The organism is Azotobacter tropicalis, from assembly GCF_059739045.1.
Genome location: NZ_AP046059.1, coordinates 3,413,024 through 3,432,244, shown reverse-complemented (window position 1 = coordinate 3,432,244; position 19,221 = coordinate 3,413,024). Strand labels below are relative to the sequence as shown.

General features: G+C 69.1%; 14 protein-coding genes and 4 pseudogenes. 10 read left to right on the top strand and 8 right to left on the bottom strand.

Going from position 1 to position 19,221, the window contains the following annotated elements; genetic code table 11:
* Window positions 1-25: 25 nt before the first annotated feature.
* From trpE to Atro_RS16255, 5 genes and pseudogenes are all read right to left on the bottom strand, one after another.
* Window positions 26-1,504, bottom strand: a complete 1,479-nt coding sequence (trpE, locus tag Atro_RS16275; RefSeq protein ID WP_497923898.1) for an anthranilate synthase component I — start codon at window positions 1,502-1,504, stop codon at window positions 26-28.
* A gap of 181 nt (window positions 1,505-1,685) precedes the next feature.
* On the bottom strand, window positions 1,686-2,396 hold the full coding sequence (locus Atro_RS16270) for a phosphoglycolate phosphatase (protein WP_497923896.1): 711 nt from the start codon (window positions 2,394-2,396) through the stop codon (window positions 1,686-1,688).
* Window positions 2,393-3,066 (bottom strand): annotated as a pseudogene (rpe, locus tag Atro_RS16265) (ribulose-phosphate 3-epimerase). Before rpe ends, Atro_RS16270 begins: the two are co-directional and overlap by 4 nt.
* 98 nt (window positions 3,067-3,164) lie before the next feature.
* Window positions 3,165-4,445: a 4-aminobutyrate--2-oxoglutarate transaminase gene (gabT, locus tag Atro_RS16260; protein ID WP_497923894.1), complete on the bottom strand. Its 1,281-nt coding sequence runs from the start codon at window positions 4,443-4,445 to the stop codon at window positions 3,165-3,167.
* Between the two features lie 158 nt (window positions 4,446-4,603).
* Window positions 4,604-5,494 (bottom strand): LysR family transcriptional regulator, encoded by an 891-nt coding sequence (locus tag Atro_RS16255; RefSeq protein ID WP_497923893.1) that lies wholly within the window; start codon window positions 5,492-5,494, stop codon window positions 4,604-4,606.
* 145 nt (window positions 5,495-5,639) lie between these two features.
* Here Atro_RS16255 and Atro_RS16250 point away from each other — a divergent pair.
* From Atro_RS16250 to Atro_RS16235, 4 genes and pseudogenes are all read left to right on the top strand, one after another.
* Window positions 5,640-6,412, top strand: a pseudogene (locus Atro_RS16250) (SDR family NAD(P)-dependent oxidoreductase).
* A 138-nt stretch (window positions 6,413-6,550) separates the two neighbouring features.
* Window positions 6,551-7,365, top strand: a pseudogene (gene aroE, locus Atro_RS16245) (shikimate dehydrogenase).
* Window positions 7,366-7,439: 74 nt separating this feature from the next.
* Window positions 7,440-8,824 (top strand): annotated as a pseudogene (locus tag Atro_RS16240) (MFS transporter).
* A gap of 58 nt (window positions 8,825-8,882) precedes the next feature.
* The gene (locus tag Atro_RS16235; protein ID WP_497923891.1) at window positions 8,883-9,350 is read left to right on the top strand and encodes a GlcG/HbpS family heme-binding protein; all 468 of its coding nucleotides are present in this window, start codon (window positions 8,883-8,885) and stop codon (window positions 9,348-9,350) included.
* Window positions 9,351-9,364: 14 nt separating this feature from the next.
* Here Atro_RS16235 and Atro_RS16230 read toward each other — a convergent pair whose 3' ends face one another.
* Genes Atro_RS16230 through Atro_RS16220 form a run of 3 tightly spaced genes read right to left on the bottom strand, consistent with a single transcriptional unit; the run spans window position 9,365 to window position 11,815 of the window.
* Window positions 9,365-10,126, bottom strand: a complete 762-nt coding sequence (locus tag Atro_RS16230) for a DnaJ domain-containing protein (RefSeq protein WP_497923889.1) — start codon at window positions 10,124-10,126, stop codon at window positions 9,365-9,367.
* Between the two features lies 1 nt (window position 10,127).
* Window positions 10,128-10,796: an N-acetylmuramate alpha-1-phosphate uridylyltransferase MurU gene (gene murU / locus Atro_RS16225; RefSeq protein WP_497923887.1), complete on the bottom strand. Its 669-nt coding sequence runs from the start codon at window positions 10,794-10,796 to the stop codon at window positions 10,128-10,130.
* Window positions 10,793-11,815 (bottom strand): aminoglycoside phosphotransferase family protein, encoded by a 1,023-nt coding sequence (locus Atro_RS16220; RefSeq protein WP_497923885.1) that lies wholly within the window; start codon window positions 11,813-11,815, stop codon window positions 10,793-10,795. The genes murU and Atro_RS16220 overlap by 4 nt, the downstream gene beginning before the upstream one ends.
* A 132-nt stretch (window positions 11,816-11,947) precedes the next feature.
* Here Atro_RS16220 and Atro_RS16215 point away from each other — a divergent pair, with 132 nt between their 5' ends.
* The 6 genes from Atro_RS16215 to Atro_RS16190 all read left to right on the top strand — a co-directional run bounded on the left by Atro_RS16215 (window position 11,948) and on the right by Atro_RS16190 (window position 19,204).
* The gene (locus Atro_RS16215) at window positions 11,948-14,731 is read left to right on the top strand and encodes an LPS-assembly protein LptD (protein WP_497923883.1); all 2,784 of its coding nucleotides are present in this window, start codon (window positions 11,948-11,950) and stop codon (window positions 14,729-14,731) included.
* On the top strand, window positions 14,700-16,004 hold the full coding sequence (locus Atro_RS16210) for a peptidylprolyl isomerase (RefSeq protein ID WP_497923881.1): 1,305 nt from the start codon (window positions 14,700-14,702) through the stop codon (window positions 16,002-16,004). Before Atro_RS16215 ends, Atro_RS16210 begins: the two co-directional genes overlap by 32 nt.
* Window positions 16,001-16,999, top strand: a complete 999-nt coding sequence (gene pdxA, locus Atro_RS16205) for a 4-hydroxythreonine-4-phosphate dehydrogenase PdxA (RefSeq protein WP_497923879.1) — start codon at window positions 16,001-16,003, stop codon at window positions 16,997-16,999. The genes Atro_RS16210 and pdxA overlap by 4 nt, the downstream gene beginning before the upstream one ends.
* A 129-nt stretch (window positions 17,000-17,128) precedes the next feature.
* Entirely contained in the window at window positions 17,129-17,947 is an 819-nt protein-coding gene (rsmA, locus tag Atro_RS16200; RefSeq protein ID WP_497923877.1) for a 16S rRNA (adenine(1518)-N(6)/adenine(1519)-N(6))-dimethyltransferase RsmA, read from the top strand.
* Window positions 17,948-17,987: 40 nt separating this feature from the next.
* Window positions 17,988-18,368: a Co2+/Mg2+ efflux facilitator ApaG/CorD gene (gene apaG / locus Atro_RS16195; protein ID WP_497923875.1), complete on the top strand. Its 381-nt coding sequence runs from the start codon at window positions 17,988-17,990 to the stop codon at window positions 18,366-18,368.
* Complete coding sequence (locus tag Atro_RS16190; RefSeq protein ID WP_497923874.1) at window positions 18,368-19,204, top strand: symmetrical bis(5'-nucleosyl)-tetraphosphatase; 837 nt, start codon at window positions 18,368-18,370, stop codon at window positions 19,202-19,204. Before apaG ends, Atro_RS16190 begins: the two co-directional genes overlap by 1 nt.
* The last annotated feature ends 17 nt before the right edge of the window (window positions 19,205-19,221 follow it).

Here is a 19,221-nt window from a genome sequence, read left to right as displayed (position 1 = left end):
ATCAGAAGCCCTGCAGGGCCTCAGCTCAGGCCCCGCCCTGCTCGGCCAGGGCCACGGCGCGGAACATGGCGCGGCGCTTGTTGATGGTTTCCTCCCACTCCAGCGCCGGCACCGAGTCGGCGACGATGCCGCCGCCGGCCTGCACGTGCAGTTCGCCATCCTTGATCACTGCGGTGCGGATGGCGATCGCCGTGTCCATGTTGCCGTTCCAGGCCAGATAGCCGACCGCGCCGCCGTAGACGCCGCGCTTGACCGGCTCCAGCTCGTCGATGATCTCCATGGCACGGATCTTCGGCGCGCCGGAGAGGGTGCCGGCCGGCAGGATGGCGCGCAGCGCGTCCATCGCCGTCAGCCCTTCCCTGAGCTGGCCGGTGACGTTGGAGACGATGTGCATGACGTTGGAGTAGCGCTCGATGACCATCTGGTCGGTGACCTGCACCGAGCCGGTGTCGGCGACCCGGCCGACGTCGTTGCGGCCCAGGTCGATCAGCATCAGGTGCTCGGCCAGCTCCTTGGCGTCGGAGAGCAGGTCCTTTTCCAGTGCCAGGTCGGCGTCCTCGCTGGTGCCGCGCGGGCGGGTGCCGGCGATCGGGCGCACCGTGACCAGGCCGTCCTCGACGCGCACCAGCACCTCAGGCGAGCTGCCGACCACGTGGAAGTCGCCGAAGTCGAAGAAGTACATGTAGGGGGTCGGGTTGAAGCAGCGCAGCGCCCGGTACAGATCGATGGGCGCGGCCTTGAAGTCGATCGACATGCGCTGCGAGGGCACCACCTGCATGCAGTCGCCAGCGAGGATGTACTCCTTGATGGTGTCCACCGCGCGCTCGTAGTCCTCGCGGCCGAAGCTGGCGCGGAATGCCGGCTCGGCACCGGGCGGGGCGGAAAGATCGATGCCCTGGCGCGGCGCCAGCGGCTGGCGCAACTGTTCCAGCAGCGCCTGCAGGCGCGCCTGGCCCTGCTCGTAGGCATCCGCCGCACCGGGATCGGCGAGGACGATCAGGTGCATCTTGCCGGCCAGGTTGTCGAACACCACCACCGCGTCGGAAACCATCAGCAGGATGTCCGGGGTGCCCAGCGGATCGGGATTCGGGCAACGGGCGAGCTTCTTCTCGACGTAGCGCACGCAGTCATAGCCGAAGTAGCCGACCAGCCCGCCGTTGAAGCGCGGCAGACCCGGCAGGGTCGGCACCCGGTAGCGTGCCTTGAACTGCTCGACGAAGGCCAGCGGGTCTTCGCAGGCGTGGCGCTCCACCTCGATATCGTCGACGCTGATCGAGACACTGTGGTCGTGGACGCGCAGCACGGTGCGCGCCGGCAGGCCGATGATCGAGTAGCGGCCCCACTTCTCGCCGCCCTGCACCGACTCGAGCAGGTAGGTGTGCGGCGCATCGGCGAGTTTCAGGTAGATCGACAGCGGCGTGTCGAAGTCGGCGAGGGTTTCGCAGGCGAGCGGAATGCGGTTGTAGCCTTCGGCGGCCAGGCGCAGGAATTCTTCGCGGGTCATGAATCAGCCTCGTGGCGGGCGGGAATTACGGGAAAGGGGCAAACGCGCCGGCGAACCGGCAGGGGAGGTCGTCAGGCGCGCCAGCGCCAGCGGGCCAGGGCCTTGATGACCTTCATCCAGAGTTTGCGGGAGACCACCACGATTGCGTTTCTCTCGGGGGCGGAATGAACGATTCGAGTGGTCACACTAGCGCAGCCGCCGGTGCCGAATCAACCAGCGCGGACAGCGCGTCGAGCACCAGCGCCGGCCCCTCCTCGGCGATCGGCCGGCCATGGTTGTAGCCGTAGGACAGCGCCACGCAGGCGACTCCCGCCGCCCGGGCGGCGAGCACGTCGTTGCGCGAGTCGCCGACGAACAGCGCTTCCCCGGCCGTCACGCCGGCCTCGCCCATCACCCAGAGCAGCGCCGCCGGATCGGGCTTCTGCTGCGGCAGGGTGTCGCCGCCGACGATCCAGCGGAAGTAGCCGTCCAGGCCCTTGTCGGCCAGCAGCTCGGGCAGGAAGCGCGACGGCTTGTTGGTAATCAGGGCGAGGGCCACCTCGCGCTCGCGCAGCCAGTCGAGGGTTTCCGGCACGCCGGGATAGACGCGGGTCAGCCCGTGGCTGTCGGCATAGGCGTCCATGAACAGCGCCAGCGCCGCCGCGGCCTCGGCCGCGTCCACACCCGCGTGGTCGAGGCTGCCGGCCAGGGCACGGCGCACCAGCACCGGCGCGCCGTTGCCGATCCACAGGCGCACCCGCTCGATGCCGGCCGGCGCCCGGCCGAGTTGAACGAGCATGCGGTCGACCGCCGCCGCCAGGTCCGGCACCGAGTCCACCAGGGTGCCGTCGAGGTCGAACATCGCCAGCTTCGGCAGGCGCCCGCCGAACAGGCCGTGCAGCGGGGTCGTCATGGGCGCACCCGGGCCAGTTCGGCGCGCATGGCGTCGATCACCGCCTTGTAGTCGGGCTGGCCGAAGATCGCCGAACCGGCGACGAAGGTGTCGGCGCCGGCGGCGGCGATCTCGCCGATGTTCTTCACGTTGACCCCGCCGTCGATCTCCAGGCGGATGTCCCGGCCGCTGGCGTCGATCAGGGCGCGCGCCTCGCGCAGCTTGTCGAGGGTGCCGGGGATGAACTTCTGCCCGCCGAAGCCCGGGTTGACGCTCATCAAGAGCACCATGTCGAGCTTGTCCATCACGTACTTCAGGCAGTCCAGCGGGGTGGCCGGGTTGAACACCAGGCCGGCCTTGGCGCCGCCGTCCTTGATCAGTTGCAGGGAGCGGTCGATGTGCTCGGAGGCTTCCGGGTGGAAGGTGATGTAGCTGGCGCCGGCGTCGAGGAAGTCGCCGATGGTGCGGTCGACCGGCTTGACCATCAGGTGCACGTCGATGGGGCGGTGATGCCGTACTTGCGCAGCGCCGTGCAGACCATCGGGCCGATGGTCAGGTTGGGCACGTAGTGGTTGTCCATCACGTCGAAGTGGACGATGTCGGCGCCGGCGGCGAGGACCTTGTCCACCTCTTCGCCCAGGCGGGCGAAGTCGGCGGAGAGAATCGACGGGGCGATGGCGAAGGGTTGCATGGAAACCTCGGGGCGACTTGCGGCAAAGGCGTGCAGTTTCCCGCGTCACCGCCGGGGCGGCAAGGGCGGCGGTCCGCCCTGCGCCGCCGCGGGCCGGCTCAGGCCAGCTCGTCGAAGCACTCGGCGAGGATCGCCAGGCCGCGCTCGAGCAGCTCGTCCGGCACGGTCAAGGGCATCAGAAAGCGCAGCACGTTGCCGTAGGTGCCGCAGGACAGCAGGATCAGCCCCTTGTCGCGGGCGCGGGCGACGATCTGCCCGGTCAGCGCGCCGGCCGGCCTCAGGACGTCGCCGCTCTCGCACAGCTCCATGGCGACCATGGCACCGAGGCCGCGCACCTCGGCGACCGACGGATGGCGCGCCTGGATCGCCCGCAGCCCTTCGCTCAGCCGCGCGCCGATGCTCCGGGCACGCTCGAGCAGGCGCTCCTCCTCGAACACCTCCAGCACCGCCAGGGCCGCGGCACAGGCCAGCGGACTGCCGGCGTAGGTGCCGCCGAGCCCGCCGGGGGCGATGGCGTCCATGTACTCGGCCTTGCCGCACACCCCGGCCAGCGGGAAGCCGCCGGCGATGGACTTGGCGAAGGCGGTGAGGTCGGCGGCCACGCCCATCTGCTCCATGGCGAAGAAGGTGCCGGTGCGCCCGGCGCCGGTCTGCACCTCGTCGGCGATCAGCAGGATGCCGTGCTGGTCGCAGATCGTCCGCAGACCGCGCATGAACTCCGGCGGGGCGACGTTGAAGCCGCCCTCGCCCTGCACCGGCTCGACCAGGATGGCGGCGATGTCGCGCGGCTCGGCGTCGTTCTTGAAGATCCGCTCGACGCTGGCCAGCGCCTCGGCCACGTCGACGCCGCACAGCGCACTCGGGTAGCGGGCACGGAACACGCCGCCCGGCAGGAGCCCCATGCCGGCGGCGTAGGGCACCTTCTTGCCGGTCAGCGCCAGGGTCATCAGGGTGCGTCCGTGGTAGGCGCTGGTGAAGGCGATCACCCCGGTCCGCCCGGTGGCCGCGCGGGCGATCTTCACGGCGTTCTCCACCGCCTCCGAGCCGGTGCTGACCAGCAGGGTCTTCTTGGCGAAGTCGCCCGGCACGCGCGCGTTGAGCTTTTCGCAGAGCTCGACATAGGGCTCGTAGGCCAGCACCTGGAAGCAGGTGTGCGACAGCTTGTGCAGCTGCCGCTGCACCGCCTCGACGATCTTCGGGTGCAAGTGGCCGGTGTTGAGCACGGCGATGCCGCCGGCGAAGTCGATGTACTCGCGCCCCTCCACATCGACCACGCTGCAGTTGCGCGCATGCTCGGCGAAGATCGGGTGGATCTGTCCGACGCCGCGCGGCACCGCGGCGATCCGGCGTTGCATCAGGGATTCGTTGGTCCTGCTCATGGGAGTCCTCTCTGGCCGCGCGGCGGCGCTTCGCTCAAGGAGGATCGGGCGGCGGCGACAGGCGCGAGCATCCCGATCGGCCTTCTGTCCTCACTCTAACGCAGCAACGGCCCGCCCGTCTGCGCACACGCGGTCCGGGAACGACGCCGACGCGCGTCTCAATCGGGATGGCCGGGAAACAGCTCCTGCAGCAGCGCGAACAGGGTGTTCTTGAGCGGCGTGTCCAGCTCCGTCCAGGCCAGGCCGAGCGCGGCCCGGTGGCCGCCCAGCTCGAGCGGCCGCGCCACGACGTTCGGCGGCAGCGCCTGCGCCGCCTCGGAGGGCAGCAACCCCAGGCCGAGGCCGGCCGAGACCAGCGCCAGCATGGTGGTGAACTCGCCGAGCTCGGAGACGGCCTGCAGGGCCACGCCGTGCCGCTCCAGCGCCGCGACGAGTTCGCCGTAGAAGCCCGGCGCATAGCGCCGCGCCAGGAGAAACAGCGGGGCCTGCGCCAAGTCGGCCGGGCGCAGCGAGGCGCACCCGGCCAGCGGATGATCCGCCGGCAGGGCGACGACGAAGGACTCGCGCAGCACGACCCGCGTCCTGATGCCCGCGGCGGAGACGGGCAGGCGGACCAGCCCGAAGTCGAGCAGACCGTCGCGCAGCGCGGCCAACTGGTCGGGCGTGGGCAGGTCCTTGAGCTCCGCCTCGATCCGCGGGAAGCGGGCATGCAGGGTGCGGATCAGCGTCGGCAGCAGGTTGGGCAGCACCGAGGAGACGAAGGCGATGCGTATCCGGCCGACCTCGCCGCGGCCCGAGGCCCTGGCGATGTCCATCGCCCGGGCCGACTGGTGCAGCGCCGCGCGGGCCTCCGGGAGAAAGATGCGGCCCACCTCGCTGAGCGCGACGGAGTGTCGGTCGCGGTCGAACAGCTTCGCGCCCAGCTCCTCCTCCAGCGCCTTGATCTGCATGCTGAGCGCCGGCTGCACGATCGACAGGCGCTGCGCCGCGCGGCCGAAATGGAGCTCCTCGGCCAGCACGACGAAAGCGCGCAAATGCTTGAGTTCCATAGGCGTTCTCCTGGTCGGCGAAGCGGTTGCCGATTCTGATCAAAAATCATGATAACAGCATCAGCAACGACAATTGGACTCCCCCGAGAGCTGCGTTGAAGTAATGCGCAACGCAAAGAACTTCGCCAGTGCACCGGAGCCACCGATGATAAATCCAGCTGATCTGTTTCGCCTCGACAACCGCCGGGCGCTGATCACCGGCTCCTGCCGGGGTATCGGCTTCGAACTGGCGCGCGGCCTGGCGCAGGCGGGCGCGGCAGTGGTGATCAACGGCCGGCAGACCGGACGGACCCGCGCCGCCTGCGAAGCGCTGCGCGCGGAAGGCGTGGAGGCGGAGTTCGCCGTTTTCGACGTCGCCGACGGCGCGCAGGTCGAGGCCGCGGTCGCCGAGCTGGAAGAGTGCCTCGGCCCCATCGACATCCTGGTCAACAACGCCGGCATCCAGCACCGCGCTCCGCTGGAAGAGTTCGATCCCGGACAGTGGAACGACCTCATGCGCACCAATCTCGACGGCGTCTTCCACGTCTCCCGGGCCGTCGCCCGCCGCATGATCGGCCGGCGGCGCGGCAAGATCATCAACATCGGCTCGGTGCAGAGCGAGCTGGCGCGCCCGTCGATCGCCCCCTACGCCGCGAGCAAGGGCGCGGTGCGCATGCTCACCCGGGGCATGTGCGCGGACTGGGCCCGGTACGGCATCCAGGCCAACGGCCTGGCCCCGGCTATTTCCGGACGGAACTCAACCGCGCCCTGGTCGACGACCCGGAGTTCTCCGCCTGGCTGTGCAGGCGCACGCCGGCCGGCCGCTGGGGAAACCTGGCGGAGCTGTGCGGGGCCGCCGTGTTCCTCGCCTCGCCGGCCTCGGACTTCGTCAACGGCCAGATGCTGCACGTGGACGGCGGCCTGACCAGCGTCGTCTAGCGGCCCCCGCCGCTAGCGCGGCCGGGCACGGCGCGCGCGGCGAACCGGAACGGACCCGGCAGGCCGCGCGGTGGACGACACCGGCCACGGACGCCTCCCCCTCCAACAACTGTTCTCCCCCAACCCAAGGAAACCGACATGCCCAACTCCATTCCCACCCTGTGCGGCTCGATCATGGGCGAGCCCTTCTCGCTGGGCGAGAAGATCCACAACGCGGCCTATGCGGCGCTCGGCCTCGACTACACCTTCGTGTGCTTCGGCGTCGAGGACCCGCGCGCCGCCGTCCAAGCGATACGCACGCTGGGCGTGCGCGGGATGAACGTCTCCATGCCGTACAAATCGGCTGTGATGCCGTACCTCGACGCGCTCGACGAATCGGCCCAGACGATCGGCGCAGTCAACACCATCGACAACCGGGACGGCGCGCTGACCGGCTACAACACGGACTTCCTGGGCGCGGTGCGCGCCTTGCAGGAAGCGACCCGGCCGGCCGGCAAGCGCATCGCGGTGATCGGCGCCGGCGGCGCGGCGAAGGCGGTCGTCTACGGCTGCCGGCAGGCCGGCGCCCGGGTGACGGTCTTCAATCGCAGCGCGGAACGCGGCCGGGCGCTCGCCACGGCGCTGGACGTCGGCTTCGGCGGCAGCATCGACGATTTCGCGGCCGCGGACTTCGATGTGGTCATCAACGCGACCTCGGCCGGCTTCCGCCAGCCCGAGGCCAATCCCCTGGACGGTCGGCTGGCCCCCACCTGGTGGTGATGGACGTCGCCTTCATGCCGGTCGAGACGGCGCTGCTGCGCCAGGCCCGGCAGCTCGGCTGCACGACCGTCGCCGGCACCCGCATGCTCGTGCACCAGGCCTGCCGGCAGATCGAGCTGTACACCGGCCAGGACGCGCCCATTGCGGTGATGGAGCGCGCGATGCTGCAGGAGATCGAGCGCCTGCGCCTGTGACCGCTACAAGAACCCCCGCCAAGGCACCGTGAGGAAACCCCATGACGACGACAAATCCAACAATAGTCGACCCGATGCACGCCGCCGAACCGACGGCGCAGCGCGACGACGGCATCCAGGCGAAGGACCTGCACCGCGCCGCCTGGGCCTGCTCCCTGGGCAGCGCCCTCGAATACTACGACTTCGCCCTGTACACCCTGGCCTCGGCGCTGATCTTCGGCCCGCTGTTCTTTCCCGAGCAGACGCCGGAGATGCGCCTGATCGCCAGTTTCGGAACCTACTTCCTGGGCTTCGCCGTGCGGCCGGTCGGCGGCATCCTGTTCGGCCTGCTCGGCGACCGGCTCGGGCGCAAGTTCGTGCTGTCCGCCACCGTCCTGCTGATGGGTGTGTCGAGCGCGCTGATCGGGGCCCTGCCGACCTTCCAGACGGCGGGCTACGCGGCCCCGGTACTGCTCGTCGTCCTGCGCCTGCTGCAGGGACTCGGCGCGGGGGCGGAACAGGCCGGCGCCGCCGTCATGATGACCGAATACGCGCCACCGGGCCGGCGCGGCTTCTACGCGGCACTGCCCTTCCTCGGCATCCAGATGGGCACGCTGCTCGCCGCCGCGGTGTACCTGCTGATGGTCAGCGACCCCGAGCGCATCACGGAAAGCTGGCTGTGGCGGATTCCGTTCCTGCTCAGCGTCATCATCATCGGCGTCGGCCTCTACATGCGCCTGCGCCTGAAAGAGTCGCCGACCTTCGTCAGGATGCAGGCGCACAAGCGCACCCTCGACAATCCGCTGAAAAGCGTGCTCACCGCCTCCCGGCTCACCCTGCTCATCGGCGTCGGCCTGCGCCTGGCGGAAAACGGCGGCTCGTCCATCTACCAGGCGCTGGCGGTGAGCTTCATGGTCGGCGTCATCGGCCTCGACGGCCCGGTCGGGTGATCACCCTGATCTGCGCGGCCACCGTCGGTGCCTGCACCGTGCCGATCGCCGGCCGACTGAGCGACGCGTTCGGACGCGTCGTCGTCTACCGCGGCTTCGCGCTCCTGCAGCTGGCGCTGGCCTTCCCGGTCTGGTGGGTGCTGAGCCAGGGCGAGGTCGTCGCCAGCGTGATCGCCATTTCCATCGCGCTCGGGATCGGCACCTGGGGCATGTTCGGCACCCAGGCCGCGCTGATGCCGGAACTGTTCGGCGCCGGCCATCGCTACATGGGCGTATCCGTCGCCCGGGAAGCCTCCGCGGCCGTCGCCGGCGGCATCGCGCCCATGGTCGGCGCGGCGATCATCGCCGCAGTCGTCGCCTTGAACCCCGGCGATCCGCAGGCGGCAGCCGGCGCCTGGTTCCCCATCGCCTGTTACCTGGCGCTGCTGACCCTGACGACCCTCTACACGACCTTCAAAACCCCGGAGACGCTCAACCGGGACCTGGACGATCCGCGGGACGCGGCGCACGCCTCGCCGACCATGCGCTGAACCGGCACGGGGGCCACGGCCCCCGTCACCGCTCCTTTCATTACCTGGAGGTTTCCTCGTGAACAGCAAGACGACGCACACACCCTACCTGCGCCAGGTCGGCAGCATCACCCTGCCGCTGGCCATGCACGCCCTGCAGGCGGCGCTGGACAAGGCGGCCGAACTGTCGGTGCGGATCAGCATCGCCGTGGTCGACGCGGCAGGACACCCGATCCACCTGGCGCACATGGACGGCGCGACGCTGCAGAGCCGCGACATCGCGCTGAACAAGGCGCTGACGGCGGTCGGCTTCGGCTTTTCCACCAGCGCCTGGGAAGCGCGCCTGGAAAGCCGCTCGGCGGCGGTCCGCCAGGGCCTGCCGCTGCAGCCGCGGATGGCCCTGTTCGGCGGCGGGGAGCCCTTTTTGCAGCAAGGCGCGGCCCTGGGCGCCATCGGCGTGTCGGGGGCTTCCGAGCAGGAGGACGTGCTCTGCGCCCTGGCCGCGGTGCAGGCCGTGGAAAGCCTGCTGGGCCAGTCTCCGCAGTGAGCGGCTGGCGGGCGCTAGCGGAATCCGTGGCGGTCGCGGACCAGCCGGTAGGCCTCGTGCAGTTCGCGGGTCCGTGCCGTGGCGCTGTGCAGCCGCGCCGGGCTGGCCCCGGCGCCGGCCAGCTTGTCCGGATGGTGGCGGCTGAGCAGCCGGCGATAGGCGCGCTTGATGGCCGCCGGGTCGCTGCCGGCATGAATGCCGAGCAGGCGCAGAGCCTGCGCGTAGCCATCGACCTCGGGCGGCGCCGGCAGCGGCGCGCAGTCGCGACCGAGCGCCTCGACCTGGGCGCCGCTGCGCCCCAGCCAGCGGCCCCAGAGCAGCATCAGTTCGCGCTCGGCAGGCGACACCCGGCCGTCGGCCCAGGCCATCCGCCAGCAGGCGCGCAGCAGTTGCTCGACGCGCTCGGCTTGGCCGCTCAGGCGGCGCAGCGAGCGGCGCAGTCCGCCGACCCCGAGCATGCCGTGGGCGAAGATCCGGCTGGCGGCCTGCCGGGCCCGGGCGTCCAGGCCGAGCTCGCCCATCTCGCGACAGGCCTGGCGCAGATGGGCCTCCTGCACCGGCCCCTCGCGCCGCGCCAGGCGACCGAGCAGGTGGAACAGCAGCTCGTGGTCGTCCTCCGCCCGGCAGAAGCCCAGGCGCTCGGCCAGCTGCCGCCAGGAGCGCAGCCTCAGGCGACGGTCGAGCAGCAGGCCGAGCAGCGCGCCGGCCGATGCCCCGGGCAGCCCGCCCAGCAGCAATCCGGCCAGCGCGCCCAGCAGGGCGAACGGCCAGACCATCTCAGCAGGACTCCGCCAGCAGCCGCTCGACCTCGGCGAGGCGCTCGTGGGTGCCGACGTCCACCCAGCGCCCGCGGAAGTGCTCGCCGCCGACCCGGCCCTCGGCCATCGCAGCGAGCAGCAGCGGCGCCAGCTTGAAGGCCCCCGGCCGGCAGCCGGCGAACAGCGCCGGGTCGAGCACGGCGATGCCGCTGTAGGTCAGGCCGGGCCGCTCGCCGCGGGCACTGATACGCCCCGCCTCGAGACGGAAATCGCCCTCCGGGTGGTGCGCCGGGTTGTCCACCAGTACCAGGTGGGCCAGGCCGTCCGGGGCACGACGCAGGCCGGCGAAGGCGTAATCGGTCCAGATGTCGCCGTTGACCAGCAGGAAGGGCGCGTCGCCGAGCAGCGGCAGGGCGCGGTGGATGCCGCCGCCGGTCTCCAGCGGCTCGCCCTCGGCCGAGTAGGCGATGCGCACGCCGAAGCGCGCGCCGTCGCCCAGGTAGGCCTCGATCTGCGCGCCGAGCCAGGCGTGGTTGATCACCAGCTCGCGAAAGCCCGCGGCGGCCAGGGCGCGCACGTGGTACTCGATCAGCGGCACGCCGCCGGCACGCACCAGCGGCTTGGGGGTGTGCAGGGTCAGGGGACGCAGCCGCTCGCCCTTGCCGGCGGCCAGGATCATCGCCTTCATGCCGATGGCTCCGCAGGCTGCGGCAGGCCGGCGAGCAAGGCGCCGAGCTCGGCCAGCTCCGGCCGCCGCGCCAGCACCGCCTCGATGTAGCGGAAGAAACGCGGCACGTCGGTGAGGTACTTGGGCTTGCCGTCGCGGTGGCAGATCCGCGCGAAGATGCCGATCACCTTGAGGTGACGCTGCACGCCCATCAGGTCGCTGGCGCGCAGGAAGTCCTCAAGCTGTGCCTGGACCGGGATGCCGGCTGCGCGGGCCAGGTTCCAGTAGCGCTCCAGCCAGGTGCGCACGCGTGCTTCGGGCCAGCTGAGGAAGGCGTCCTTGAACAGACAGGTGACGTCGTAGGTGACCGGGCCGTAGACCGCGTCCTGGAAATCCAGCACGCCGGGATTGGGCTCGCTCTGCATCAGGTTGCGCGGCATGTAGTCGCGGTGCACCAGCACCTTGGGCTGCGCCAGGGCACTGTCCACCAGCAGGTCGCAGACGCGTTGCCAGGCGGCCAGCTGCTCGCCTTCCAGCGTGAGGCCGAGATGGCGCTGCAGGTACCAGTCGGGGAACAGCTGCAGCTCGCGGCGCAGCAGGGCGTCGTCGTAGCTCGGCAGGCCGGCGTCCAGCGGCAGGCCCTGGAAGGCCAGCAGGGCCTGCAGGGCATCCTCGAAGAGGGCATCGGCGTTGTGCTCGTCGATGACCTCCAGGTAGGTCTGCCGGCCGAGGTCGGTCAGCAGCAGGAAGCCCTGCTCGAGATCGGCGGCGAGCACCTCCGGCACGTGCACGCCGGCCGCGGCGAGCAGCCCGGCGACCTTGACGAACGGCCGGCAATCCTCCTGGGGCGGCGGCGCATCCATCACGATCAGGCTGCGCTCGCCGTCCTGCCAGCGGAAATAGCGGCGAAAGCTGGCATCGCTACTCGCCGGGGTCAGGCTCGCCGGCCCCGGCGCCCCCCAGCCGTACTCGGCGAACAACGCCGGCAGACAGCGCTCCAGCCAGCGTTCGAGGTTTTCCAATCGACCATCCACAGACATCTACTACCCCCTACTCCCACGGACCTAGCCGTTGCCAGACGCATTGATTTATTATGGCCGATCTTACTCCAGCCTATCGCAGGCTGTGCCGCACCGGCTGTTGGCGCACAGGAAGCCCGGACACAAACTCAGATGGCCCTCACTCCTCCCCGCTCGTTGTTCCGCAGAAAGTTTCCTCTTCTGGTCACCGGTAGCCTGTTGGTTCTGGGTTCGGCCCGCCTGCTCGCCGCCGAGCAGTTCGATTGCCAGGCTTCCGCCACGGGCGGCTGGGACTGCGCGCCGAAGAGCAGCGCCAAACCGCTGCCGCCGCGCCCGCACGAGGCCGCCGCAGCCGGAGCGCTCCCCGGCGGGCAGGCTGCTCCCGGCCAGGAGGGCTCCTCGGCGACCTTGGTCACCGAGAGCGAGGGCTACGCCCTGGCCTCGCGCAGCAGCGACTACAGCCATCTGGATTGGGTGCCGCGGGAGAAGCTCACGCCGGCGCAACTGGCGGAAACCGGCCCTTACTGCGCCGGCGCCTACGTCGAGCCGCCGCGGGTGGGCATGGACGACAAGACGCCGATGCGCGATGCGCCGACCTACGTCTCCGCCCAGGCCTCGCGCTACGACCAGGACAAGCAGATCGCCTCGATCGCCGGCGACGTGGTCCTGCGCCAGGGCAGCATGCAGGTGGAGGCCGACGAAGCGCGCCTGCACCAGCTGGAGAACCGGGGCGAGGTGATCGGCAACGTCAAGCTGCGCGACAACGGCGTCCTGGTCGTCGGCGACCGTGCCGAGATCCTGCTGGACAACGGCGAGGCGCGGGTGGACAACGCCGAGTACGTCATGCACCGCGGCCACATCCGCGGCAGCGCGCTCAGCGCCAAGCGCGAGGAAACCTCGATCATCCGCCTCAAGGACGGCACCTACACCACCTGCGAACCGGGCAGCAACACCTGGACCCTGAAGGGCAAGAACGTCAAGCTGGACCCGGTCAGCGGCAAGGGCACCGCCACCAACGTGACGCTGCGGGTACACGACCTGCCGGTGTTCTACACCCCGTACATCCAGTTCCCGATCGACGATCGTCGCCAGTCCGGCTTCCTGACGCCGAGCTTCGGCAGCGCCGGCAGCGGTCTCGCGCTGCAGACGCCCTACTATTTCAACCTGGCGCCGAACTACGACGCGACCCTCTATCCGACCTACATGGCCGACCGCGGCCTGCTGCTGGAAGGCGAATTCCGCTACCTGACCAAGACCAGCGAGGGCCAAGTCGGCGCGGCCTACCTGGACGACCAGGAAGACGAGCGCGAGCAGCAGTCGGAGTACGAGGACCAGCGCTGGATGTACAGCTGGCAGCATACCGGCGGGCTGAATTCGCGCCTGATGGCCGAGGTCGACTTCACCGACATCAGCGACCCCTACTATTTCCAGGACCTGCAGACGAGCCTGGGCATCCGCCAGCCGGACTTCCTCAATCAGCGCGGCAGCCTGACTTGGCGCGGCGACACCTATACCGCGCGCCTCAACGTCCATGCCTTCGAGCGCACCACGGTCAGCGACAGCACGCCCTACGACCGCCTGCCGCAGATCAGCATCGACGGCTTCCTGCCCTACGAGCCGTACGGCCTGAACTTCACCTACGGCACCGAGTACGTCAAGTTCGAGCGCGACCTGCGCAGCGGCAACTTCATCAACGAGAACGACCAGCCGCAACGCTGGTACGACGAAAACATCACCGGACTGGACCGCGCCGAGGGCGACCGCATCCATCTGGAGCCGGGCGTCAGCCTGCCGCTGGAATGGACCTGGGGCTACCTCAAGCCCTCGGTCAAGATCGCCCACACCCGCTACGACCTGAGCCTGGACGGAACAGGCAAAAACAGCCTCGTGGAACTGGACAAGAATGGCAATCTCGTCGCCACCGACAAGTTCGACGACACCCCGGACCGCACCGTGCCGCTCTACAGCCTGGACGGCGGCCTCTACTTCGACCGCAACGTCAACTGGTTCGGCAAGGGCTTCCGCCAGACCCTGGAGCCGCGCATGTACTACCTCTACGTGCCGTACCGCGACCAGGAGGACATCCCGGTGTTCGACACCGGCGAACACGTCTTCAGCTACGCCTCGCTGTGGCGCGACAACCGCTTCACCGGCAAGGACCGCATCGGCGACGCCAACCAGCTGTCGCTCGGCGTGACCAGCCGCTGGCTCGAGGCAAACGGTTTCGAGCGCCAGCGCATCAGCTTCGGCCAAACCTTCTACTTCCAGGATCGCCGCGTGCAGATGCCGCGCATGAACTACGAGAAGCGCGACGACTCCGAGTCCAAGGTGTCGCCGTACGCGCTGGAATACATGTACCGCTTCAACCACGACTGGCGCCTGACCTCCGAGTTCAACTGGGACCCAGACGCCCACGAGACCCGCTCCGGCAACGTCCTGTTCCACTATCAGCCGGCCGACAACCTGAACAAGATCGTCAACCTGGGCTATCGCTATCGCAAGGACGTGATGCGCTACAACCAGTCCAGCGGCACCTGGGACTACGGCACAGACTTCGGTCAGCCGGGCGACCCCAACTACATCAAGGACTACTACAAGATCGAGCAGCACGACTTCTCGACCATCTGGCCGCTCGTCCCGCACTGGAGCGCCATCGCCCGCTGGCAGTACGACTACAGCCGCAACCGCACCCTGGAGGCCTTCGGCGGCTTCGAGTACGACAGCTGCTGCTGGAAACTGCGGATGATCAACCGCTACTGGATCGGCTACGACGAGGACGACCTCAACCCGAACCAGAACGACCAGGCCGACCAAGGCATTTTCCTGCAGGTGGTGTTCAAGGGGCTCGGCGGCGTGGTGGGCACCAAGGTGGACTCCTTCCTCGACCAAGGCATCGAAGGGTACCGTGAACGTGAAGAGCAACAGAAAGCTAACTAAGCGCCTGCGCCCGCTGCTGCTGGCCACCCTGCTGCTCGGCACCTTGGCGCACGCCGAAGTCCGGCCACTGGACCGTGTCGTCGCCATCGTCGACAACGATGTGGTCATGCAGAGCCAGCTCGATCAGCGCCTGCGCGAAGTCGAGCAGACCATCGCCAAGCGCGGCGCCCAGTTGCCACCGCGGGACCAGCTCAGCGCGCAGGTGCTGGAGCGCCTGATCCTGGAAAACATCCAGCTGCAGATGGGCGAGCGCGCCGGCATCCGCATCGGTGACGAGGAGCTGGGCCAGGCGATGGCCACCATCGCCCAGCGCAACGGACTGACCCTCGAGCAGTTCCGAGCCGCCCTGGCCCGCGACGGCCTGTCCTTCGACGACGCCCGCGAGCAGGTGCGCCGCGAGATGATCATCAGCCGCGTCCGCCAGCGCGTGGTGGCCGACCGCATCCAGATCAGCGACCACGAGGTGCAGAACTTCCTCGCCTCGGACCTCGGCAAGCTGCAGCTGTCGGAAGAGTTCCGCCTGGCCAACATCACCATTCCGCTGCCCGACGGCGCCTCTCCGGAGAAGATCCAAGCCGCCGAACAGCAGGTGCTGGACATCTACCGGCAACTGCGCGCCGGCACCGACTTCGCCCAGCTGGCGATCGCCCGCTCGGCCGGCGAAACCGCCCTGGAAGGCGGCGAGATCGGCTGGCGCAAGGCGGCCCAGCTGCCACCGCCGTTCGACAGCCTGGTCGGCCAGCTGCCGGTCGGCGGCGTCACCGAGCCGGTGCGCACTCCGGGCGGTTACATCATCCTCAAGCTGCTGGAAAAGCGCGGCGGCAGCGCCCAGGTCCGCGACGAGGTCCATGTTCGCCACATCCTGATCAAACCCAGCGAGATTCGCGGCGAAGCCGAGGCCCGGGTCCTGGCCGAGCGCCTCTACGAACGCATCCGCAACGGCGAGGACTTCGCCGAACTGGCGAAGAGCTTCTCGGAAGATCCCGGCTCGGCGCTCAATGGCGGCGACCTCAACTGGATCGACCCGAACATTCTGGTGCCGGAATTCCGCGAGGTGATGGCCAACACGCCTGCCGGACAGCTGTCGCAACCGTTCAAGACCCCGTTCGGCTGGCACATCCTGGAAGTGCTCGGCCGTCGCGCCACCGACAGCAGCGAACAGGTCCGCGAGCAGCAGGCAATGAATGTCTTGCGCAACCGCAAGTACGACGAGGAACTGCAGTCCTGGTTGCGCCAGATCCGCGACGAGGCCTATGTGGAAACCAAGCTGTGAGCCCACGGCGCTTCGCCCTCACGCCCGGCGAGCCGGCCGGCATAGGTCCCGATCTGTGCCTGTTGCTGGCTCGCCAAGCCCAACCCCAGGTGCTGATCGCCATCGCCAGCCGCACGCTGCTCGCCGAGCGCGCCGCCCTGCTCGGCCTCGACATCGACCTCATTCCCGTCGCGCCGGCGGCCTGGCCGAGCGCTCCCGCCGCGGCCGGTAGCCTGTATATCTGGGATACCCCGCTGCGCGCCGCGGCACACGCCGGCCGGCTCGACCCGGCGAACGCCGCCTATGTCCTGGACACCCTCGAGCGCGCCGGACAAGGCTGCCTGGCTGGCGATTTCGCCGGCATGATCACCGCGCCGGTGCACAAGGGGGTGATCAACGAGGCCGGCATCCCCTTCTCGGGGCACACCGAGTTCCTCGCCGAGCTGACCGGCACCGCACAGGTGGTGATGATGCTCGCCACCGCCGGCCTGCGCGTGGCCCTGGTCACCACCCACCTGCCGCTGCGCGCGGTGGCCGACGCCATCACCGCCGAGCGTCTGGAGCGGGTGACGCGCATCCTGCACGCCGATCTGGTCGGCAAGTTCGGCATCGCCCGCCCGCGCATTCTGGTCTGCGGCCTGAACCCGCACGCCGGCGAGGGGGGCCATCTGGGCCGCGAGGAAATCGAGGTGATCGAGCCCACCCTCGAGCGCCTGCGCGGCGAGGGCCTGGATCTGGTCGGCCCGCTGCCGGCCGACACCCTGTTCACCCCCAAACACCTCGAGCACTGCGACGCGGTGCTGGCGATGTACCACGACCAGGGCCTGCCGGTGCTCAAGTACAAGGGCTTCGGCGCCGCCGTCAACGTCACCCTCGGCTTGCCGATCGTGCGCACCTCGGTCGATCACGGCACCGCGCTGGATCTGGCCGGCAGCGGCCGGGTCGATACCGGCAGCCTGCAGGTGGCACTGGAAACCGCCTACCAGATGACCGCCGCCCGGCAGCAGGCCGACTGACGCGGCAAGCCTGCCGCGCTTTCCGGCCTTTCCTGCCGCCTACGGGCTTAGGCTTGCCGTCACCGCACTGCTAAACTGCGTCTTTTTGCATTCGCTTTGAGCTTGTGGCTTGAAGCTTGGAGCCGCCCCATGTCCGAGCTGTACCAGCACCGCGCGCGCAAGCGCTTCGGCCAGAACTTCCTGCACGATGCCGGGGTGATCCACCGCATCCTGCGCGCCATCTACCCCCGTACCGGCGAGCATCTGGTCGAAATCGGACCGGGCCAGGGCGCACTGACCGAGGGGCTGCTCGGCAGCGGTGCACGACTCGATGTCATCGAACTGGACCTCGACCTGATCCCCCTGCTCAACCTGAAATTCGGCCTCAATCCGCACTTTCGCCTGCACCAGGGCGATGCGATGAAATTCGACTTCGCCCAGTTGTGCGACACGCCGCACAGCCTGCGCATCGTCGGCAACCTGCCCTACAACATTTCCACCCCGCTGATCTTCCATCTGCTGGAGCACGCCGGGCAGATCCGCGACATGCACTTCATGCTCCAGAAGGAGGTGGTCGAGCGCCTGGCCGCCGAGCCGGGAGGCGGCGACTGGGGACGGCTGTCGATCATGGTCCAGTACCACTGCCGGGTGGAGCACCTGTTCAACGTCGGTCCGGGGGCCTTCAATCCGCCGCCGAAGGTCGACTCGGCGATCGTCCGCCTGGTCCCCCACGAAACCCTGCCGCACCCGGCTCAGAACCCTGCCCTGCTCGAGCGCATCGTCCGCGAGGCCTTCAACCAGCGCCGCAAGACCCTGCGCAACACCCTCAAGGGCCTACTCGATGCTGCGGACATCGAGGCCGCCGGCGTCGACGGCAGCCTGCGCCCCGAGCAGCTGGACCTGGCCGCCTTCGTCCGCCTGGCCGATCGTCTGCATGCACGGACCAAGGAACATAGCCCGCTCCCGTGAGCTCAAATCTCATTCAGCCATCCGCCAACAGAGCCAACGCATGTCAGATCCTCGCTATCAGATCGACGTCAGCGTCGAAACCCGCTACCTGCCGGAGCAGTCGCAGCCGGAGCAGAAGCGCTACGCCTTCGCCTACAGCGTGACCATCCGCAACAACGGCCTGCTGCCCGCCCAACTGCTCTCGCGCCACTGGCTGATCACCGATGGCGACGGGCATGTCCAGGAAGTCCGCGGTCCCGGCGTGGTCGGCATGCAGCCGCTGCTCGGCCCGGGGCAGAGTCACAATTACGACAGCAGCACCCTGCTTGCCACCCAGGTCGGCATCATGCAGGGCAGCTACCAGATGGTCGCCGAGGACGGGCACGCTTTCGACGCGCCGATCCGTCCGTTTCGCCTGGCCGTACCAGGAGCCCTGCACTGATGGCGGTGTATGCGATCGGCGACCTGCAGGGCTGTCTGGAACCCCTCAAGTGTCTGCTCGACAGGGTCGCCTTCGATCCGGCCCGGGACCGCCTGTGGCTGACCGGCGACCTGGTCAACCGTGGCCCGCAGTCGCTGGAAACCCTGCGCTTTCTCTATGCCATGCGCGATGCGGTGATCACCGTGCTGGGCAACCACGACCTGCATCTGCTGGCCGCGGCGCACAATGTCGAGCGCCTGAAGAAGAGCGACACGCTGCGGGAAATTCTCGAGGCCCCCGACCGCGACCTGCTACTCGACTGGCTGCGCTGGCAGAAGCTGCTGCACCACGATGGCGAACGGGGCATCGTCCTGGTGCATGCCGGCATTCCGCCGCAATGGTCGCTGAAGAAGGCACTGCGCCTGGCCGCAGAAGTCGAGGAAGTCCTCCGCGACGACGCCCGGTTGCCACAATATCTCGACGGCATGTACGGCAACGAGCCGCTGCGCTGGAACGGCCGCCTGCGCGGCATGGCGCGTCTGCGGGTAATCACCAACTACTTCACGCGGATGCGTTTCTGCACCGCCGATGGCACGCTCGACCTGAAGAGCAAGGAAGGCCTGGAAAGCGCGCCGAACGGCTTCGCCCCCTGGTTCAGCCATCCCGAGCGCAAGACCCGCGGGCAGAAGATTCTCTTCGGCCATTGGGCCGCGCTGGAAGGCCGCTGCGACGAGCCCGGAGTGATCGCCTTGGACACCGGTTGCGTCTGGGGCGGCACCCTCACGCTGCTCAACGTGGATACCGGCGAGTCTCACCGCTGTGCCTGCAACGCTGCCAGGAAGATCGATGCCCGCTAGTGGTGCGACTCCGGATC